Origin of the sequence: Nostoc sp. ChiVER01 (assembly GCF_034531155.1) — a bacterium.
In the GTDB taxonomy this organism is placed as follows: domain Bacteria; phylum Cyanobacteriota; class Cyanobacteriia; order Cyanobacteriales; family Nostocaceae; genus Nostoc.
Window position 1 is genome coordinate 78,990 of sequence record NZ_JAVRBS010000029.1, and the last position, 18,411, is coordinate 97,400.

Annotated in this window: 18 protein-coding genes; 3 read left to right on the plus strand and 15 right to left on the minus strand. The window is 41.0% G+C overall.

Features of this window, described 5'->3' with window-relative positions; all coding sequences use genetic code 11:
- Window positions 1–148: 148 nt before the first annotated feature.
- The 7 genes from RMY00_RS28730 to RMY00_RS28760 form a co-directional block, all read right to left on the minus strand.
- On the minus strand, window positions 149–1,105 hold the full coding sequence (locus RMY00_RS28730) for a TnsD family Tn7-like transposition protein (RefSeq protein ID WP_322650799.1): 957 nt from the start codon (window positions 1,103–1,105) through the stop codon (window positions 149–151).
- Window positions 1,102–2,652, minus strand: coding sequence for an ATP-binding protein (locus RMY00_RS28735; RefSeq protein ID WP_322650800.1), 1,551 nt, complete (start codon window positions 2,650–2,652; stop codon window positions 1,102–1,104). Before RMY00_RS28735 ends, RMY00_RS28730 begins: the two co-directional genes overlap by 4 nt.
- Window positions 2,642–4,828, minus strand: a complete 2,187-nt coding sequence (locus tag RMY00_RS28740) for a Mu transposase C-terminal domain-containing protein (protein ID WP_322650801.1) — start codon at window positions 4,826–4,828, stop codon at window positions 2,642–2,644. The genes RMY00_RS28735 and RMY00_RS28740 overlap by 11 nt, the downstream gene beginning before the upstream one ends.
- A complete protein-coding gene (locus RMY00_RS28745) occupies window positions 4,825–5,667 on the minus strand; it encodes a TnsA endonuclease N-terminal domain-containing protein (RefSeq protein WP_322650802.1) in 843 nt (280 codons plus the stop codon). Before RMY00_RS28745 ends, RMY00_RS28740 begins: the two co-directional genes overlap by 4 nt.
- 180 nt (window positions 5,668–5,847) lie before the next feature.
- A complete protein-coding gene (locus RMY00_RS28750) occupies window positions 5,848–6,204 on the minus strand; it encodes a hypothetical protein (RefSeq protein WP_322650803.1) in 357 nt (118 codons plus the stop codon).
- A 173-nt stretch (window positions 6,205–6,377) separates the two neighbouring features.
- Complete coding sequence (locus tag RMY00_RS28755) at window positions 6,378–7,016, minus strand: hypothetical protein (protein ID WP_322650804.1); 639 nt, start codon at window positions 7,014–7,016, stop codon at window positions 6,378–6,380.
- Window positions 7,017–7,236: 220 nt separating this feature from the next.
- Window positions 7,237–7,542: a hypothetical protein gene (locus RMY00_RS28760; RefSeq protein ID WP_322650805.1), complete on the minus strand. Its 306-nt coding sequence runs from the start codon at window positions 7,540–7,542 to the stop codon at window positions 7,237–7,239.
- 279 nt (window positions 7,543–7,821) lie between these two features.
- On the opposite strand from RMY00_RS28760, the gene RMY00_RS28765 reads away from it, so the two are divergent.
- The gene (locus RMY00_RS28765) at window positions 7,822–8,091 is read left to right on the plus strand and encodes a WGR domain-containing protein (RefSeq protein WP_104899426.1); all 270 of its coding nucleotides are present in this window, start codon (window positions 7,822–7,824) and stop codon (window positions 8,089–8,091) included.
- On the opposite strand, the gene RMY00_RS28770 is transcribed toward RMY00_RS28765, so the two are convergent.
- From RMY00_RS28770 to RMY00_RS28790, 5 genes are all read right to left on the minus strand, one after another.
- Window positions 8,080–8,472, minus strand: coding sequence for a hypothetical protein (locus tag RMY00_RS28770; protein ID WP_322650806.1), 393 nt, complete (start codon window positions 8,470–8,472; stop codon window positions 8,080–8,082). The genes RMY00_RS28765 and RMY00_RS28770 overlap by 12 nt on opposite strands.
- Window positions 8,473–8,546: 74 nt before the next feature.
- Window positions 8,547–9,017 carry a DUF6262 family protein gene (locus RMY00_RS28775; protein WP_322650807.1) on the minus strand — a complete coding sequence of 157 codons (471 nt, stop codon included), beginning with the start codon at window positions 9,015–9,017 and terminating at the stop codon, window positions 8,547–8,549.
- Window positions 9,001–11,037 carry an integrase gene (locus tag RMY00_RS28780; protein ID WP_322650808.1) on the minus strand — a complete coding sequence of 679 codons (2,037 nt, stop codon included), beginning with the start codon at window positions 11,035–11,037 and terminating at the stop codon, window positions 9,001–9,003. The genes RMY00_RS28775 and RMY00_RS28780 overlap by 17 nt, the downstream gene beginning before the upstream one ends.
- A complete protein-coding gene (locus tag RMY00_RS28785) occupies window positions 11,030–12,496 on the minus strand; it encodes a tyrosine-type recombinase/integrase (RefSeq protein WP_322650809.1) in 1,467 nt (488 codons plus the stop codon). The genes RMY00_RS28780 and RMY00_RS28785 overlap by 8 nt, the downstream gene beginning before the upstream one ends.
- A complete protein-coding gene (locus RMY00_RS28790; protein WP_322650810.1) occupies window positions 12,496–13,605 on the minus strand; it encodes a tyrosine-type recombinase/integrase in 1,110 nt (369 codons plus the stop codon). The genes RMY00_RS28785 and RMY00_RS28790 overlap by 1 nt, the downstream gene beginning before the upstream one ends.
- A 415-nt stretch (window positions 13,606–14,020) precedes the next feature.
- On the opposite strand from RMY00_RS28790, the gene RMY00_RS28795 reads away from it, so the two are divergent.
- On the plus strand, window positions 14,021–14,275 hold the full coding sequence (locus tag RMY00_RS28795; RefSeq protein WP_322650811.1) for a hypothetical protein: 255 nt from the start codon (window positions 14,021–14,023) through the stop codon (window positions 14,273–14,275).
- 258 nt (window positions 14,276–14,533) lie between these two features.
- Here the strand turns inward: RMY00_RS28795 and RMY00_RS28800 are convergent, their stop codons facing one another.
- Both RMY00_RS28800 and RMY00_RS28805 read right to left on the minus strand, forming a co-directional pair.
- A complete protein-coding gene (locus RMY00_RS28800) occupies window positions 14,534–16,048 on the minus strand; it encodes a relaxase/mobilization nuclease domain-containing protein (RefSeq protein WP_322650812.1) in 1,515 nt (504 codons plus the stop codon).
- 41 nt (window positions 16,049–16,089) lie between these two features.
- Window positions 16,090–16,476, minus strand: a complete 387-nt coding sequence (locus RMY00_RS28805) for a plasmid mobilization protein (protein ID WP_322650813.1) — start codon at window positions 16,474–16,476, stop codon at window positions 16,090–16,092.
- Between the two features lie 916 nt (window positions 16,477–17,392).
- Between RMY00_RS28805 and RMY00_RS28810 the strand changes: the two genes are divergently transcribed.
- The gene (locus RMY00_RS28810) at window positions 17,393–17,971 is read left to right on the plus strand and encodes a hypothetical protein (protein ID WP_322650814.1); all 579 of its coding nucleotides are present in this window, start codon (window positions 17,393–17,395) and stop codon (window positions 17,969–17,971) included.
- Between the two features lie 225 nt (window positions 17,972–18,196).
- Here the strand turns inward: RMY00_RS28810 and RMY00_RS28815 are convergent, their stop codons facing one another.
- The gene (locus RMY00_RS28815; RefSeq protein ID WP_322650815.1) at window positions 18,197–18,325 is read right to left on the minus strand and encodes a hypothetical protein; all 129 of its coding nucleotides are present in this window, start codon (window positions 18,323–18,325) and stop codon (window positions 18,197–18,199) included.
- Window positions 18,326–18,411: the final 86 nt, after the last annotated feature.

The window sequence follows — 18,411 nt, forward strand, 5'->3', positions numbered from 1 at the left end:
CAAAACCTTGATTTTACGTGTCTATCTCCAGAATCTGGAAATAATAAAGTCCTAAACTTTGATGAAGAGAAATGCTGAGACTACAGAAGTCTAAAATAATAAAGTCTTAAAATATTACATAAATCGAAGCTTGGTATAGCATTTATAGCTATTGTGTCGTTTCCATAGGAATTTGAAAAAATGCTTCGGCTCTCCAGCCCAAAAATTGCATAAACAGCAGATGGTGAACAGGACTGCATGTGCTTTGGGGTTGCAGTAACTTAAACAACCAAGTTTTCTGAGGATTCGGCAGTTCAAGTGGACATTTAAGTTGTTGTAATAAATCTCTACAGTAGTGCTGCTTAAGCAAACTTAATAAATTCATGTCCCTGTCTAGGCGATTTTTATTAACACCAAATCGTTGAGAGATGAGATAAAAGTATCGCTTTAATATCGATTCCAAGCAATTAGAGTCATAGGGCTGATTCAGTAACCAAGCAGTATCACTCGCAAGGGTTAACAAGACTTGGTGAGAAGAATTATTGAGATTAACATCTGTTGGTGAGGGAATTGTTTGTATTACCCTTTTTGCAGAGACAAACTCATAGACTGGTTGATGCCTTCGTGGATTAAGGTCGCTAGATGCCAAAAATACTTGGTGAGTGGGGCAGACTTCTACACCAGGAGCTTGATGAAGTCGATGCCAGTAAGGTTCGCCAAATTCTTGCTCATCCTCCAAAGCACACAAAGGACAAAATCTTAACGAATAAGGAAATGGAATAGCAACTTTGAACAATCCAAAGATTTGATAGAACCATGAACCCCCAGAATTTCTCATTAATTGTAGGCGGTAATTTTGTTCTTCCGGGTTAAAAAAAGGACTGTACAGAGGAAACAGAGTATGGCGATTGACCAAACGCTCTACGGTATAACGATGTCCTTTAGGCAATACCGCAACTAGCCTATCGAGATTCCAGGGTAAATCAATTACCGCCTTTGCTGCATAATAACCTTGTAATTCAATGGCTACAGCATTTTTACTCGGATACTGCATATAGTCGTGGTAACGTCCGCACATACTGTAGAGCAATTCATCTCTAAAAGGGTCGGGAAATAAGCCAATCATCCAGAAATATCCTCGAAAAGATACTCTGTTGCCGCTTTAATGAATCCTGCTCGTTGTAACGATTCGTAAGCACCAACCTTCTGCTTGACTCCTGACGCTACAATCTCCGGCAGTCCTGATTCATCAGGTTTCACAGACTGGCTACCAAAAGATGTTGAGGGTTTAGCGTGTGGCGGTTTTTTAGGGCAACTGTCAGCTTGTGAATTAGCAATAGTAGACTCATTAGGAGTGTTTTCTTTTACACTACCATTGATAACTTGTAACGTTAATTTCTCAGCAGCTTCTTGAAAGTAAGGTTCGATATCAACTAGATATACATCCTCAAACTTCTGCAACTCCACTTTATCTCCTCGTTTGAGAGCAGAAAGGACAGGAGCAGCCAAGCACAGGCAATCTTTGGCAACAGAACGAATAATAGCTTCTGTTACCTTTTCCTTACCAGTAGTAATAGCTCGAATTTGAGCCAACATATAAACCTTAATTGCAAAATCAGTGATACCTTGTGTTTCGTAATACAAAGTATGTGCCAGTTGAGGGTTGAGTGGACATGGGTAAAGAGTATATTGATACCGCCACAAAGATTCTATGAAGAACTGCCAAGTATCATTCTCCGGCATAGGATGCCAAAGTAAATCACCCTGTCCTGTTCCCCGGCGCATTTGCCGAAACTCACCACTGAGAACAGACCAAGCCTTATAAGTGCCAACTAAAACAACGGGTAAGCCAATTGTGTTGATTAATCCGACGAAGAAGTTGAGCATCTTTTTGTGTCCGCCGCTCTTGGCTTCGCTCAAGTTCTGGAGTTCGTCAATCACCAGCACCCCTAAACAATGAAGTGAGGCAACCCGCGCCATTGCTGGAATTAACTCATCTACAGTTCGCCGTCCCTTGCCGGCGTAGTGCTGGTAGTAAGAAGTGTCAAGGAGATCATCAACAGCTTGAAAAAAGTTCAGGCACAATCCCTTGATAGAACCATCAAAAGGGCAATCGAGTTTTAGCCAGACAATTTGTCGTAGGGTAAAGTCACGATTGCGGTAATAACTGTGATTAATTACTTGGGGGTAGAGTTGCAAAACCGATTCAACGGCTGTTGTCTTGCCTACACCACTCATACCAATTATGGTAAAGCCATTGGCAGTAGAGCGTAAGCGACTAGGTGGTACTTGGTTAGTTACAAGAGCTTCTACCTTTTGGCTGATATCATGAAAGAACTCACGGCTAGCAGGGTTGCGGGCGCGATACCCACTCCGAATTAGACGAGCAAATCGCTGTTCTAAATCTATGTGTACTGGCAGAGGTTGAAAAAATTGCAATACCTCCTGAATTAAGTGCAGACGCTCGTGATTAGGTAGCAATCGCTCTTGTGCATCATATCTGGGAAGTAAAGACAGCGAAATGAAGGCTTGTTCTTCGGTTAATAAAGGAGGCAGTGCCTCAATTAGAGGATTATCACGGTAAATAGAAATTTGTTCGGGATTATACTGAGCAAATACTTCTCTACCCCGAAATACAAGCAGATGTGGCGAGTGGGCTGGCTCAGGAGTCATTATTCCAACTCTCCTCACGTAACCGACGCAATTTATCAAAGGGTTGTGGGGGTGGAACATACTCCTGTTCTTCACCCTCAAGTTGACTATCTCTAACTATGGGTACGACTGTTTGGGCGTTGTCAGATACTTCTGGTCTAAAGTAGTCTGCTCCACTTAGCCGCTCATGGCCACGCTCCAGTTGCCGTGACGAGCGAATATTTTTCACCCGCTTGTGAGGATTCAGGTCACAACGTGCCGCCTCAGTTTGAGTGCTAGCTTCACAAACAATTTCCTCGACATTAGCATGGAAAACCGCTTGACTCCTTTGACTGCGGGTTTGAGCAACTTGTTGACGTTGTTGTTTCAATGCCAAGTAATCTGTTGCTTCGTGCCAATCCCGTCCAGTGAAAGTCTTCGATACGGGCAGAAGATGGCAGACTTCCATCCGTTTACCACCTTCATTACGTAAGTAGATAGTATCAATTTGGCGCGGGTCGTAAGCAATCGAGAGCTTCCATCTACCTTCTAATCTGGCTTTGATAAACCATTGCTCTCGCACTGCTAGTTCACAAGTGTAAAACAGCCCGCGATAGTAAATTCCTTGATGGGTGACAGAGGCACTGTCAGTTGGTAATAAATTTAACCTGACAATTTCTCTTGGCATTACCCTTGGACAACCTTGATTTTGAACGCCCCAGTGCCATAAGTTAATCGGATATGGTTCAACACCATCGGCAATCATATATTCATTAGCTGGATAAGTATCTAATCGATGTTGATTATTATGGTTGAGGATACAAAGCAGCATCAACTTGCGAAACTGGTTAAGATCCAACACAGCATCTAATCGATAATCCTTGTCACCCCGTTCGTAAGTTTGATGAACGGCTCCAGGCATCCAATGTATCAGTTTGTCATTACTGAGTCGAAAGTAACGCTCAACTATCGGTTTCCAATCTGGGCGAAAGGGCGGAGTATTGTCTACTCGAATACCCAAAGCATTTACTAGATTATTAGCATTGTTACTGAGTAGTTCTCCCCGGTCAGCCAGGATAGCTTCTGGTAGATGATGACTAGGCCACTGAGCCTCAGTGATCTCAATGCCGTATTCTTGGCAAAATTTCACCTTGTTTGCAGTGGCATTTTCCAGTGCTAACATTGCTCCCAACCAGCTGGGGCCTTCCAAGCTGACGCTAAAACCTACAATCAAACGGCTGAAAACGTCAACTACCAGATAAATCACTGGGCGACCGATGAGCCGATTTCGGTCTAATGAACTAACTAAATAAATGTCGCCAATAGTCGCATCAATTTGATACAAGCTGCCGGGGCCACTAGCAATGTTGGTCGCATTTCCCGTAACAGCACGATGACGAAGATTAAATCGATGTTCGCCGACACGAGATTTGAGTGTGCGGCATAAATCACGGTCTTTTTTGTACCAGTAGTAAAATTGAGCGTAGGTTGGCAGTTCCTCGGCAGGCGGTAATATTGGCACTAACACACCGTTAATCGTTTCATATCCCTGATGAAAAAATTTTTCTAGGGTTAGTTGATAACATTGCTTGAGTGTTCTTCCACTACGGGTTTCATAAAAAAGTTGAATCCCTCGGCGAAAATATTCTCTGACTTGTTGGTCAACATTCACACCTATTGCTTGCTGTTCCCCCAGTGTGAGTTTGTTTGGACGACCTCGTTTGCGGTGATTGCTCTGTCGCAACTTCCCAGAACCACCGCATTGGTCAAAGCGAGGAAGTAAGGCATTTTTTACTTGTCCACCTTGCCAATAACGCCGTAAGTAGTTGTAAATAGTTGCTGATGTTCGTCCTGTCTTGACAACGGTATCTGCAACCAACCGACCGCGAATAGTCCGAATGAAGATTTGCTCACCTTTTTCAATCAGAGGCTCAATTACTTGCCAAGCCTCATCGCGGTGCTGTTTATGCTTTTCATCAATCTCTTCTTCCTTTTGCACCCATACGACATACGGGTCAACTTCTAAAATCTGGACGGCGTTGGCTGCCAAGGCAATTTCTATCTCTGAACATTTTTGCCACATTGGAAGTGCAGTGGTATTGTTCAGTTCAATGGTAACTACATCATTGTTGCCCAAATTCAACCACAAAATTCTTTCAATGCGATTGCATTTGCTGTCGTCTAGCCATTCTAGTAGCAGATTTTTGCACAGCCTCATCCTACTTCTCCCATTTGTAATTCGGATACTTGAGGTGACACTTTTAACAGCAGCAGTGGCTCTCGTGGCTGGATTGCTCTATTCATATCGACTATCCAATGTCGGGACGCTAGCAAATGACGAGCGACACAAAGGCTTGTCCCTGGTGGTAAACCCAATTGGTTGTCACAATCAGTAGTAATTGCTGCTAATGGAGTATCAGTTTGCATCACCTGTTGAGTTAGCACATAGCTGATTTGCTCAATCTCTATTTCTGTTAGTGATAGGCTACTGGGGTGGCGAAATGGATGTATCCAAGCGACGTTATCTGCAAATGCTTTACTGATTTCATTTTCTGTGACAATTCCCCAGCTAATTCCTCGTCCTTGCCAGTAACGACGCTCTATCTCCAATTTTTCTAATACTCGTGCTGATGACAATTTTTCTTTTGGTTTTACTGTCCGAGCTTGTTCTGTGACTCCTATTGATTGGTTAACTGTCACTACAAAATCCGTTGTCATGACGATTGGGTCTTTTGTTCGCGGATTGGCTGGGTGTCGGATATTCAATTGCTGGGCAATTTCTTGTGTCTCTTCTAAAGGCAGTAATGGGTACTGTTCTCGAATATCTGCGACTAACACTGACCAATCAAGAAGATAAAAGTAGCGCAGCTCTAACTGGCTAAATAATTCATGCACTCGGTTGGTTGTCCAACCTTTGACGCGGCTTGATACTCCAACAGATGGGACATCCCGGACTACGAGCCACGGTTTGTAATCACATCCTCTACCTTGCCCAAAACCCTGGCTGATATGTTCCTCAATGTTAGTTGCGTTAAGTAAGCGTTTGCGCTTAACCATGTTTGTTGACCCTGAAATTTCTCACTCAGGGATGCCAAACGTGCAACTTTCCAAGTGTTCATCTCAGATTACTTCTATTTGTACCCGTTAGTTTAAGACTTTATTTTAAATTTCAAGACTTTATTTTAAATTTTAGAACTTTATTCTAAACGTACAACTTCTCAGTATACTGAGCAAGATTCAAGTAGGATTCTTATATAAAATACATAATTTTGTATAGTGTTGTAGACGTTCTACGTAATATTTAGCTTTAAGTTGGTTCTCTAACTCTTCCAATTTAGATGATTTTATAGGTTCTAAACCTAAATAATTATGATACGCTTCATTAGCTTCATTAAGAACACTATGAGATTGATATGATGCTTCGTTTTTAACCATAAACTCTATCAAACTTTCTATAGTGTCACCCTGCCAAGAATCTGAAATCTTATCTTGAAATCTTCCTCTTTTAGTCGATGTGGCATCACTCCATAAATCACCAAAGGGTGCATATTGATTTTTAAATTGTTTGAGCCATTCTCTAAAACTTATGGTCATTTTTCATTTCTCCCTAGTCGGTTTTTAGCCTGTTGGCATACCTATCAGAGCAATTCGATCGTAACCGTCACAGCGTACTGGTAGATAAAGCAGCTTTACAGGTAAGATAATCCTGTATTTCAGTATCTATATTTTGTGGCAGTAATGAAGTAAATTTTCCCTTTTTGCTGGTTTTATGAGTCGATGGGTATAATTTCATCACTGTTGAAAACTTCAACTGTAGCATTTGGACTGTTCATATCTGTGGTTTGTTCGAGTAGGCGTGTTGCTTCCTCAAGCAATGTGCTTGCGTTGTGAAGCAGTGTTCGCACTTGGGTTAACTTGTTCCGCCGTTCGATACCAAGTTGTGCTTCTATATACCGCGCATCATGCTGATGGCTGAGGTGAATTACCCGTACTTCTTGTTCTTTTTCTGAAGGTGCAAATATTGCGTTTTCAGCCGTTAGTTTATAGTACGAGTACGTAGCACTGGGGCGTTTGACATTGTAGATGTGGAGTTCGCAACCAGGTGGCGCAATGTACTGTCCGTCGAAGTTGGTAAGTCCAGTACGAATATTATCTAATGTGGTGGCGATCGCCTCAATGTCTGGGATAACACTTAACGATTCTGGTGATTGCGGGCAACCGCGCCTCATCAGCATCATGATAGCGGCAGAACGACGGGTCAGGCGAATTTGTTCTTGATACTGGCGCATTTGTTCTTCCCGAATACGGACAAGTTCGAGTTCTTCATCGGGGCTTAGTTGAACCGCACTCCCACAGGTTTTGTAATTTAAGCAGTCGCCAGAGTCTATGCCTGGGTATTGCATCATACTGGCACAGTCAAATCCAAGTCCGCATTTTTTCTTGGGCATAGGTTACATTTTTGGTTCTAGTTACTTTTATAATTTAATATAGCTAGAACTAAGTAGAGTTATTTCCTATGGGGTTATGGGCGAGATAAACGATATTAGGATTTTTGCACCTGAGCAAGATATTACGTCGTGGTAATCGTTGTTTGAGGAGATGGAAGCGCAGGGACTACCAATAGGCTCAAATAGCTATCATACAAACTTCTTGATGTCCGGCAACTGCTTGTTCCCAAGTTGAATATCTCCAGAATTTACCACTGTATTCACCTCCAAAAACTATAGTTTCAAAAAGCTGTGGTTCTTGATTAGGAAAATTAGAATAATCCTTTCCTAAAAAGATGGTAGATACTCTTCCCCACGAAAAAGTATCTAAAGCTACTTGTATATTGTTCTCATTTTTCCGCCAATCAGACCATTGCTCAAGACTGTCGGGCTTAATAGGTTGTTTATTTTCATCTAATATATAAAGCTCATCAAGTAGATCCATCTAATTTCTAAAATTTTGTGTCATAAGATAATCATCGGACAAACTTATGTGTATTGTGTACAGTTTTATGTAGAATCCACGTCGTAGAAGCCTTGATGTGACTGAGTTTTGTTAAATTCTTCTACAACGTAACCTCTGATAACTCCCTTTTAACAAAGCAGAAAAATTTACAAAATGTAACTAGTATTTTTGACTCATTACCGTACTTTTCAGTGCCTAATTATTAAAATCATCGTGTTGATACATTCTTGCTCCCTGCGAAGCAAAAACGTGGTTGAGATGACTGTAAAAATTGCCTACGAACTTGACAAATGGCTTCAATCGAAGTGGCAAAGAGATACGCGATTCTACACCTTAACCCTTTGCCAAAACCTCTTTGGAGAGTGGACGATCACTAAAACTTGGGGCAGTGCCATCTATCGAGGATTTGGCAAGTCAAAAGATTTAGATTGCCCTGATTACCAAGCTGCTTTAATAACTTACTACAAACTGCAAGAGCGAAGGGAAAAGCGAGGATATAAAAGAGTTGACCCTGAGTCAAGATATTGATGAATCTTCATCTAATTCCATTTTCGCTTTAGCTATTTGCCAGGATAGTAGTTCATAACCTGATGAAAATTTATCATTGTTTACTCTAACTTGAATTTCTCCTTGCTGTATGGGTAAATATTTTTTTGGAACAGCTTGACAGAAACCACTTTCAATAGCCTGACAATACCAACGTTCAAACTCATCCTCAAGAGGAGTCATCGCTTTGAGAGGAACATTAGGTTCAGCTTCATCACGAATCATTGCCAGCAAGCAAGCGCCGGGATTCTCGATACTGTTATGGCTTCGGTATTGCTCGAAAGCGGATATTGCCAACTTCACCCTAGTGAGATCGTGTTTGGCTATTTCCTGTTTTAATCTAACGCCAATTTTGATGCCCATTTTGGTAATTAAATGAGTAATCTCTTGAGATAGATTCTTGAGTTCGCCATTATCAGACTTCTTAGGAACCGAGTTCAGAGAAACAACTTTGGGGATGACTCAGGTATGGTCAACTGCTTAATTTGTGTTCGCAGACGTTCACATTCGGACTTCAACTCGAAGATTTCAGCAACATGACCTCTCAAGTTCTGATTTTGTCGCTTTAATTCTCTATTTTCAGCTGACAGTTCTCGAATCCGTTGCTTGAATACTTCGCTTAGAGTTTTGAGGCTATGAGGCCCAGGTTGCTTCTCCTCTAATGAGTTGAGTTGCTGTGTTTTTTGCGACTGTAAGTCATGAATGTATTCAGTTAACTCAGTCCATTTATAGAGGTAGGAAATGGAACAGCCAGCGACTTGAGCAATGTTAGGGAAGGTCAAGGGTTTACCGCTTTTTTTAATCTCTTCAATAGCGCGAAACACTTGTTCACGTTTCTGCTCTTTTCGCTTTTGTTGGGCTGACCGAAGGACAGCAGTCTGTTTTTCTCGATTAAGTTGCTTCGCCATTAGCAACTTTCCTCAAATCTGATAGCCATTTATCCATTGCTTCTAGGGTAGCCTTGGATTCTTCATAGGCCAGGGCTGCCCCAGCTTGTTTAGCTGACTCCATACGTTTGTGTTCTCCAGCATATTGCCGTTCATAAAGGGGTAATTTGCTCGTACTGGGGCGGAAACTACCACAGCCGTAACATTTGGGATAAAGGTTGTAGATACAGTTTGTTTTGGGGTCAAGGGTGCAATGACCATAGACCACCAGACGAGGTGAAATTTCCAGGTCGAGTTCGTGAGATGAAGGGTTTTTGAGGAGGCTTTCAGGTAGGCTTTGCCAGGGGAGGAAGCGGTTTTGCGAATTCAGCAGCAGCTCCTGGAAAGGTAAATCTACTATCGCTACTTGCTCCTTAGTGGGAGGCGCATAGTGCTGAAATGTCGTTTCACTACTGAGGTGGTCAGCATAGAGTTGAGCTGCTTCCATTCCGTGTTTAGCCCTTACTTCTTGGAGGCGACTAGAACGGGTAATCTTACCAGTAAAATAGGGTTTTTGACCATTGCTATCACGAATGTCTTCTTGCTCTATCAACAGACGAATAAGACGAACCATTGGATTTCCACTTGCTGTTACTTGAGGGGGATTGGGCAATGGTTTGAGACTAGAAAACGAGGGGTAAGAACTCTGTTTAATACTTCTAAAATGACAAAACAGATAGGGGTAATCTGAGCCAAAGGTTTTCCTAATCCATTGCTGTTGTTGTTCAATGACTCGTCTAATCTCACGAGGGGCAGGTAGTCTGTGCCATCGTTCTACCTTATGCTGATAAAACTTGATATACCATTGACCATTTTCTTCAACTAAACAATCAAAAGCCATCTGACAAATATCTGCTGGACGAGCAGCCGTATATTCTTGCACTAAGTAGTGACGAGCAACAGGAGCAGGGATTTTATCAAGATGCTGTTTAATTCCTTGACGAGTGATTTCATCCAACCAATCCACGTCCTGAATTGTCTGTTTAGGAATATCTCGATGACGAACTAAGCTTAGAGATTCTAATCCGAAAAAATCAAAAAAATCTTTGAGTATATATAGCTTCTCTCGAATGGTTCGATTACAGTTAGTTTGGTTGAGGTCGAGAAAGGCTAAGATTAGTTCCCGGCTAATCTCAGGGAGATGGTGGATATTATTTGGCTTCAAAATTTGACTAAACTGACGCAAAGCCACAAGAGAATTCATCGGTTTTGCACTAGCAGAAAACCTACCTGATTTGAGTAAAGAATATAGATATTGCTTGACTAGGACGCAAAACCACTCAGGTTTAATTGATTTAAAGTTAAGGATTCTCACGGGTGAGTTTTTGATAAAATGGCGAAAATCCCAAACATCATCATCAAAACAGAAATTCAATAAAGTTTCTTCTTGTTGATACCCAACCCAACTGCCATAACTTGTGGCGTTAGGGTGAAAATTTATGTGGCAGAAGTAACAGCGACAATTACTCTGGCTGCTAGTTGTTTGAAAGGTCTCGTAAATCCACCCTTTCTGTCCATCAGGGCCAATTTGATGGCACAGGGGATTAGGGCAAACTAAATGCTGGCGATAACTGTGAAACTGAGGTGGAACTTGACAACAAAGCAGGGTCTTCTGGGAGCAAGAATTACATCCCAGGTTGAGTTGATGACTTTGCTTACGAGTATAATGAAATTTGCTGATTTGTCCCTGATTACACTGAGGACAGATAAATTCTCCAGAATACTTTTCTGCCCAATTGACTGACAGAGTTCCTTGAAGAGTTTGGTGAATGGAAATTGGTAAGTGTTGAACTTGACCAGTTAAGTACGTTACTTGATGACAAAAATCACATCCCAATCTCAGTTTACAAACAGACCCTTTTGAGTAAGAAAATCTGTTTAATTGTCCCTTCAGGCACTGAGGACAGATAAACTCACCAACATAATCTGTCTTCCAATTAACTTGTAAAGTACCGTCAAGAGTCTGGTGAATTGAAATCGGTTGATGCTTGCGTTTAACCATGATTTTTTTGCTCTTGAAGATTTTGCAATTCTGATAAGCCATCAAAACGATTTTTGATTAAAGCTAATAAGTTAGCAATCTCAGTCACTCGTCTTTCTTGTCCGTTTTTTTGAGCTTGAATTAGGTCTTGCTGTAAGCAGTTCACGTCAGCTTCTAACTGGGATTTATCTTCGGGCGTTATCCGATGATGAGGACAGCTTAAACAGGCATAGCGATGTTGACAATCTCCTAACATGGTTGGACGATGACATTCTCCCAGGGGGATACTAACTTTGAGGAGATTAGCTAATTTTTCATACCTAGTTTTTCTTGGTTTAAAAGAAGTAACTCGACCATACATATCCACATAACCTTTGAGATTAGCTTCTTTTTCTAACCTGATAAGCGAACGCTGACGATAATGAGGTAGCATATCTAAGGAACCGTGACCTAGTACGGCGGCGATATATTCATCCTCTACCTCACAGTGAGCCATAATGCTGGCTTTGGTACGGCGAAACATGTGGCTAGTTAGTTTAAATCTGTTGCCATGTTTGTCTTTTAAGTCTGCTACTTCTCGAAAATTAATTAGCCAGTTACTAATTCTCAATCTGGTAATTGTTTGGGGTTTATAGAACAGTGTTGTGTCTAGTTCTCTATCAGCCCAAGGAATACTTTGATGATGAGTATAAACGGTACAAAATAGTTTATCAAATTCAGAATCTCTCCCAAATTGAGCATCAAGAAATCTCTGCTGTTCTTGAACTAATTCAGCTACTAGAGGATGAATCTGAACAAACCTCCAGTGTTTGCGTTTTTCAACCCAACGTAGTAAGAACCATTTGTCACCTTCCTGTTTCAGGCTATGGCGTGGCATAGTGAGAATTTCTCCAATGCGGCAGCCTAACACCAATTGCAAGCGAAAAAGTCTTTCAAGTGTCGGGGGGAATAAATCGAATTTCTCGTAGATTTGGTAGAGGACTTCCTCTGGAATTGTTTCAATTTTAGGAGATTTTTTTTTGAGTTTAATGGGGGTAAAGGCAATTTCCAACCATTGTTCTTCTTTCCAAAGATTGAGGGCGTAAGCAATCGCATTCTGACGATTACCGCTATTAATTTCGCTAATAAATTGATGGAGGAGTGCTTCTGTCAAAGATTGGGGTTGTGTATATCCATAATTACACAAAAAACTATCTAAATGGTTTAAACAGCCAACTCGATGAATAATCCGACCGAGGGAATATCGCTCTCGAACGCTGGCTTTAATGGTTAGTTGAGTCAGCCGTTTTAACCAAGGCAGTGAAAACTTGTGAAAGTAAAGATGATAATGTCCATTAATTCGGCATTCTTCTTGGCTATAACCCAATTCTAACAGTGACCAAACATCTTGATTCATCAAAGGATCATTAATCCACTGTTTCCCTAACTCAGAGAGTGTGATTCGCTCCTGTAATGCTTGCGGTGCAAATGCTTCTGCCATTAATTTTCATCTTCTCTTAAGTATTGGTCTAGGGTCATTTCATCGAGAACATGACTGTAAATGTCTTTCGTTGTGACAATTGAACGATGTCCTAAAAGCTGTTGTACATATTGGTCAAGATAATTGTCTTGCAGCATTCTAGTAGCGAAGGTATGGCGAAATAAGTGCGGATGTGCTTTAATTCCTGTTCGTTTGTGGAGTTGGTCAAATAATTTATTTAAGCGAACTAAGGACATCGCTTGCCCTACCCATTTACTTGATAAATTGACGAATAACATCCCGCCTCCCAAAGTTTCGGCTTGAGGCGGATATTCTTCTAGTAAGTAGGCATGAAAGGTCTCTTGAATAGCTGAACGATGGTAAATAATGGGGATTTCTCGTTCTCTTCCTTTAGCCATTGCGCGATTAGGATTGTCTTCTCTGCGTACAATCCGAATGCGTCCGCTGAAATCTAAGTCCTTGACATCTTCCAAATGTAATCCTAACAGTTCTCCACGCCGTACTCCTGTTGAGCGCAGCAGCATGATAATTAACCTGTCTCTATAAGTTGTACAGGCGTTGGCTAAGGTTGCGACTTCTTCATCTAGTAGACAACCACTGAAGAGTTTCGGTTCTTTTATTTTGATGCGTTTGCGTTTATCAGGATTGCTTTTAGCGATTCCTCTAAGAAAGCCTCCTCGTTTTCCCCAACCATGCGCTAGTAGAGTGAAATGTTTTTCTTCAATCCTGCCTTCAATTGTGTGATAGGTATAAAATTCTTGGATGGCGGTGACTGCTTGATTGACAGTGCGAGGACTCCTTTTGGCAACAATTTCTCTCACATTTTCACCAGATTCTTCAACTTCACCACCTAGCAAGTACCAATTCACAAAGTCTGCTAATTCATTTAACCCAACGTCATACCAGTTGAGAGATTTGGATTCTAACCAGCGCCAAAAGTCTACCAGTCGATAAGCGTATGTAGTTACTGTATTCGGTGCTAATTGTCGCTTTCTACAGTAGTTCAAAAATCTTTGGATTGGCTCTATGGGTAAGCAGGTTTTAGGGTCGAAGACACAGCTAAATCGTAACTCTGTGTGAGGGGATATCGCCCATTCTACCTTGGTCATTTTCTACGTTGTGGAAATTAATTTGTTTCTACCCTAACGTAAAAATTAGGGCTGTTGTTGTTGTTCTTTCCACGTTGTAGAATTGGTTGTTGTTGTCTATATAAACAGTTTGTTACCTCAGTCTTTGTACGCGACGTAAGGGTAATGTATTGCCTGGGCAACTGTCTTTGTTGTGAGAGTTATGTTGTCAAAATTATATTTTAGCAGACATTGCAGAACTGCAAAAATGCAAAACAATGTAAAATTGTTATATTACTTTTAACATTTATGACAAAACAAGAGTTATGTCAAAAAAAAGTAAAATTATAGAATTAGCTAACTAATATAATATTTAGTGGGGATAACTACTGCGAAATAGATGCTTTGTTGTTAATGCTGGGGCTGATTCTTCTTTATAAAAGACAAAATAAAAGTTATGCCTAAGAAAGATGTATGGGTAGTATTTGGTCACTTTCTAGATTTAAATTACTATTACGTATCAAATACTGAATGGACTTTTGAAATAGAAGAAGCTTGCTTATTTAAAACCAAGGAATTAGCCGAAAGCACAATAGGTAGGCTAAAAGCTTATGAGAAAAAGAATCTAGACTTTCACGGAATCAACCCAGATAGCTTGTCTGTTGAACGCACCTGGCTTGAAGTTAGCGAATTTCTGCATTTTACGGTTTAATTCATCTCTAACAAATACGAGCGCAAGAAATTGTACTTTTGATGCTTAGACACCAATAGACAAAACAATTTTTTATGCCCCACAAATCCACAAATAGCTGCCCCTTCACATCCAGCTAGACAAAGAACCCGGATTGCTAAACGAAATTTTTAAAACCTAAACTGTTTAGTTTGCACTTGGTGACAACTTCGCCAACAGTGTCTTTGCCAGTCCTACCCCTATTCTGAGTAGATTAAATTCTCTCTATCTACAGATTTACTATTGCTCAATACCTCTTTGCGATCGCTGTTTATTCATTAATGCTTGTTGGGTAAAGAAACGCAGACTTTCAATCTGCTCAATTTCGTTTCTTGTTAATCGAGTTGGTATCTCTTCGTACCAGTTTCCCTGACTGTAGCAGGTTTGCATCACAGAAGTATTATCCCCATGACGGTAAACAGTTAGAATATTGGCATCCAAGCTGGCACTCAACTCCTGTCCCTTGATACGGAAATTATTGGTAACAAGCATATAGTCAGTGATTGTAGAAGGCAGATGTTTGAGGTTAGAAGGGAGAAGGTTAGGAAAAGGGGGAGTAGGGGAAGATTGCTCTTGCAGGATTTGTTGAGCAGTGGATAGACGGTTTTCTTCTGAAATATCCTGTTGTGGGTGCTGTTCCTTCAGATGCGGCTGTACTTTTTTCTTAACCTTATTTGCTTCCGACGTGGGTTTATCTTCTAATTTTGGTTGTATTGTCGAAATTTGATCTGGATAATTACTATTTAGTACTTTTGTATTCTCAAGTATTTTGGAGTTATTATCGGTATCGCCATTACCATCACTTCTACTGCTGCTAGTAGATTTATCAGCATACAAGTACTCATTATTACTTATAGTATTAATATTTATGCGGTTAATTGCTCTGGCTTTAGCTTGTTGAATTACTTCTTTATCTTTATCTTTTTCTTGGTCGTATGTTATTCCATATTCAGACCGCAGTTTGTTCCAACTATAGGATTTGTATACTTGATAACCAGCAATTTTCACATCATTATGGATGTAGGTAAAGCCTAGTAGTTCCTCCCCCCGCATTTTAGGCAATACCCCAATGTTGTTTTCCTCCAAGCGTTGGATGAACGTGGAGACAGTGAGACTATCCTTGATGGCTTCCCCTATTGCTTGGCGAATAATTTCCTTACTTGTTGGGGTTTTGTGCTTACTGTTGACTGCTCTAATACTTTTTGAGCGGTTGGGGCTGGTGAGTGCAGTTATCCCGTACTCTTGCTGTAACTTAGAGGCGACGGCTTCATTCGTTGTCGGTGTCACCTCTAACCCTAGTTCCGCCGCGATGCGTCTAGTTGAGACTTGGGAGTTGAAATAATCATAGGAATCATTAACTAAACTGCCATCTAACCGAATTCGGGAGGCGATTATATGCAGGTGTTCGTGGTCGCGATCGTGGTGGCGTACTGCAACGAACTGACTCGTAGCTGCTACAGATGATTCTTCCTTGGGCAAGTATCCCATATCTTTGAGATATTCCCTTGCTACATAACTGTACTGACTGTTGGATAAATGCTCGTGGTAGTTTGGGCGGTGGGCGATTGAGATGATGAGGTGCGCGCACTGCCGTTTAACTGCTTTGTTGGTGTACTTGATGGTGAGAAACTGCTGGTTAAATTCATCTGGCTTTGTTCCCATCATATTAGTATCGACAATCGCAGCATCATCTTTCCCCAAGACATACTTGAGCGTGTCGAGAAAATTCGGTTTTTTATAAATGACGGGAATCAAATCGAGGGAGTTTAAAGTGGATATATAGAACCTGTAATGCCTTATTTATCTTGGCTTGAGGGTGATTTGTCTGGAACGTCTAGGTTAAATGCAGCAGCTATAGTCTGATCTACGAGTGCGATCGCATTATTAACAGTATCCAAAATTTGCTGGTTGTTTGTTTCCTTAGCCAAGTGAGATAACATTATCAGTTCGCTTTTGAGGTTTCCAGCAGTAGCACGGATAGTTATTAAGTCGGCAGACGGTTTTGCCGTTAGTACCCGCCTTAACCCACAGGAACGTAAATATTCAGATGCAGTTACCCCTGTGGCGATCGCTTTTTCCTCAATGGTAGTTTTCTCTTCCTCAAAGAGGTATACCTTGATAGATTTAGTTCGCTTTATGGAGTTACTTACCATACCTTGTTTCACTGCGGGACTAAGTGGCATAGTTGGAGACTGCACTCGGGGAGGTGGGGATAACCGGAAATCTGACAACAGATGCGGTATCAATTGCGGACAATATCGCTGCTATTTTTGGTATAAACTATACTGTATCTAGATGCCGACAGTGAGAGTACTGTAACTATTGTGATATAAATACCATGAGGTTAATATCTTGTGGTTCATCTTGTACTGACACTGAAGCCCTAAACCTTATTGTTAATTCTGCAATTGCTGGGATGTAGTGATTGTAGGGATTATATGGCTATGTCGCCAGTGTGCGAACCGACAGGTCGGCGCTTCTGGAGCAGACGCTCCGCGAACGCTATCGCGTAGTGGGTACTATCCATCATCGTGGATTCAATTATACGTAATTACAATTATTTATAGGTATTATTTTTTAATCTGTTTATTTATCAAACAGTAAATATATGACAAAAGTAGTATTTTATACTACAAAATAAGACGATTGGTATTAAAGGACTGTCAATTAATCTAGTTTATTGATAATAACTTTAGTGATAAAATGACCCTACTAAACATACCTTGTTTTAGTTACAGGACTGTACGGCGACAGCAATGGTCTGTAGTAGAATGCGACTGAAGTAAATGCTTGTGCAGAGAAGGTTGTGGGATTCTATCCTAAGTTGATTAACTTCGACGTAATGCTGAAATAATTGGGTTAATTTGCCCTCAGAATACCTCAATTATGGGGATTGTTAGAGTTTATTTTTCAGTTAATTATTTATTTTGATTGACAAAAAATCAAACCAAATTTCACTTAATTGGGGTAATTAGTGTGTGAATTGGGGTAGTTCGGAGTAAATACGGGGGTGAGTTCTCCCACTGTATGGTTAAAGTAAGAGTATTGACAAATAGCTTACTGAGAAGCTTGATTTGCACGTTATATAGAAGAGAAGTTATGGCAAGAGCGAGTAAGCCAGCTGATTCGGTTGAGTTGGCGCGTATCATGCGGAATAAAGATATGGAGGACGGTATAGTAATTAGTTATCTCCAGTCGAAGAAGCGAGGGCAAACTGAGTTAGTATGTGAGGCGCTGCGGGCGTATTACCTACCATTTGCGCTATCTGCTGCGGGGGTATCTGGTGTTGAATTGCAGTCAGCCCTCCATGATGCGATCGCGCAACTTGAAGTTCAGATCATTAAAATGAAACGGACGTTTGGGATGGAGGGGTTGCCCCAGATAGTTCTTGTTAATCCTCATAGTGGAGTTTTCTCGCAAGGTGCAATTGGCTTACAACCAACAATTGGAACTAACGGAGTAGGAATAACTCCTGTTTCAGCTAATTTGGTTCCCCCTTCGGTTTCTTTTTTTGATTCCACTGGGCCAAGTCCTGTGTCGTTAGCTGTTGCGACAGAACCAGCCGGATCAAATGTTTTGGGAGAAGATTCTGAGGATGATGGGTTCTTTAATGATGACGAGGATGACCCAATTGCTAAGGCAGAAATAGAAGTTGATGCAGGATTTCGTCTGGAGTGAGGGGATTATGAGGATATAGGTGGTTAGGTGTTGGAGAAAAGCATACTCTCTGCCTTGGCTTGTGATACTTGCGTAAGTCCAGTCCTTGTCCTGTTTGTCGTTGTGGGCAATATCTCCTGAAGTGCTTTGCACCACTACCTGGGCGCATTTAGAAGAAGTTTTCGCTCAAGCACCTGCACTGCATTCCTCAAAGGTTCTATGAAACCATTTCAGTCATACATTTGGTCAAAACCTTTGGTCGAGGGCATCAACAGTCAGTAGACCGAACTGGAAAGGCGATCGCATTCTAGTTTTAGAGGTGCGATCGCCTAGAATAATCACTTCATATATTTCATCTGTAAAAGCTGCGATCAAAAATTTGACAGCAAAGCAAATGTGTAATTAATGTGATTTGAATCATAAAATGAACTTTTAGCTCAAGATATGCTTCAAAAAGAGCT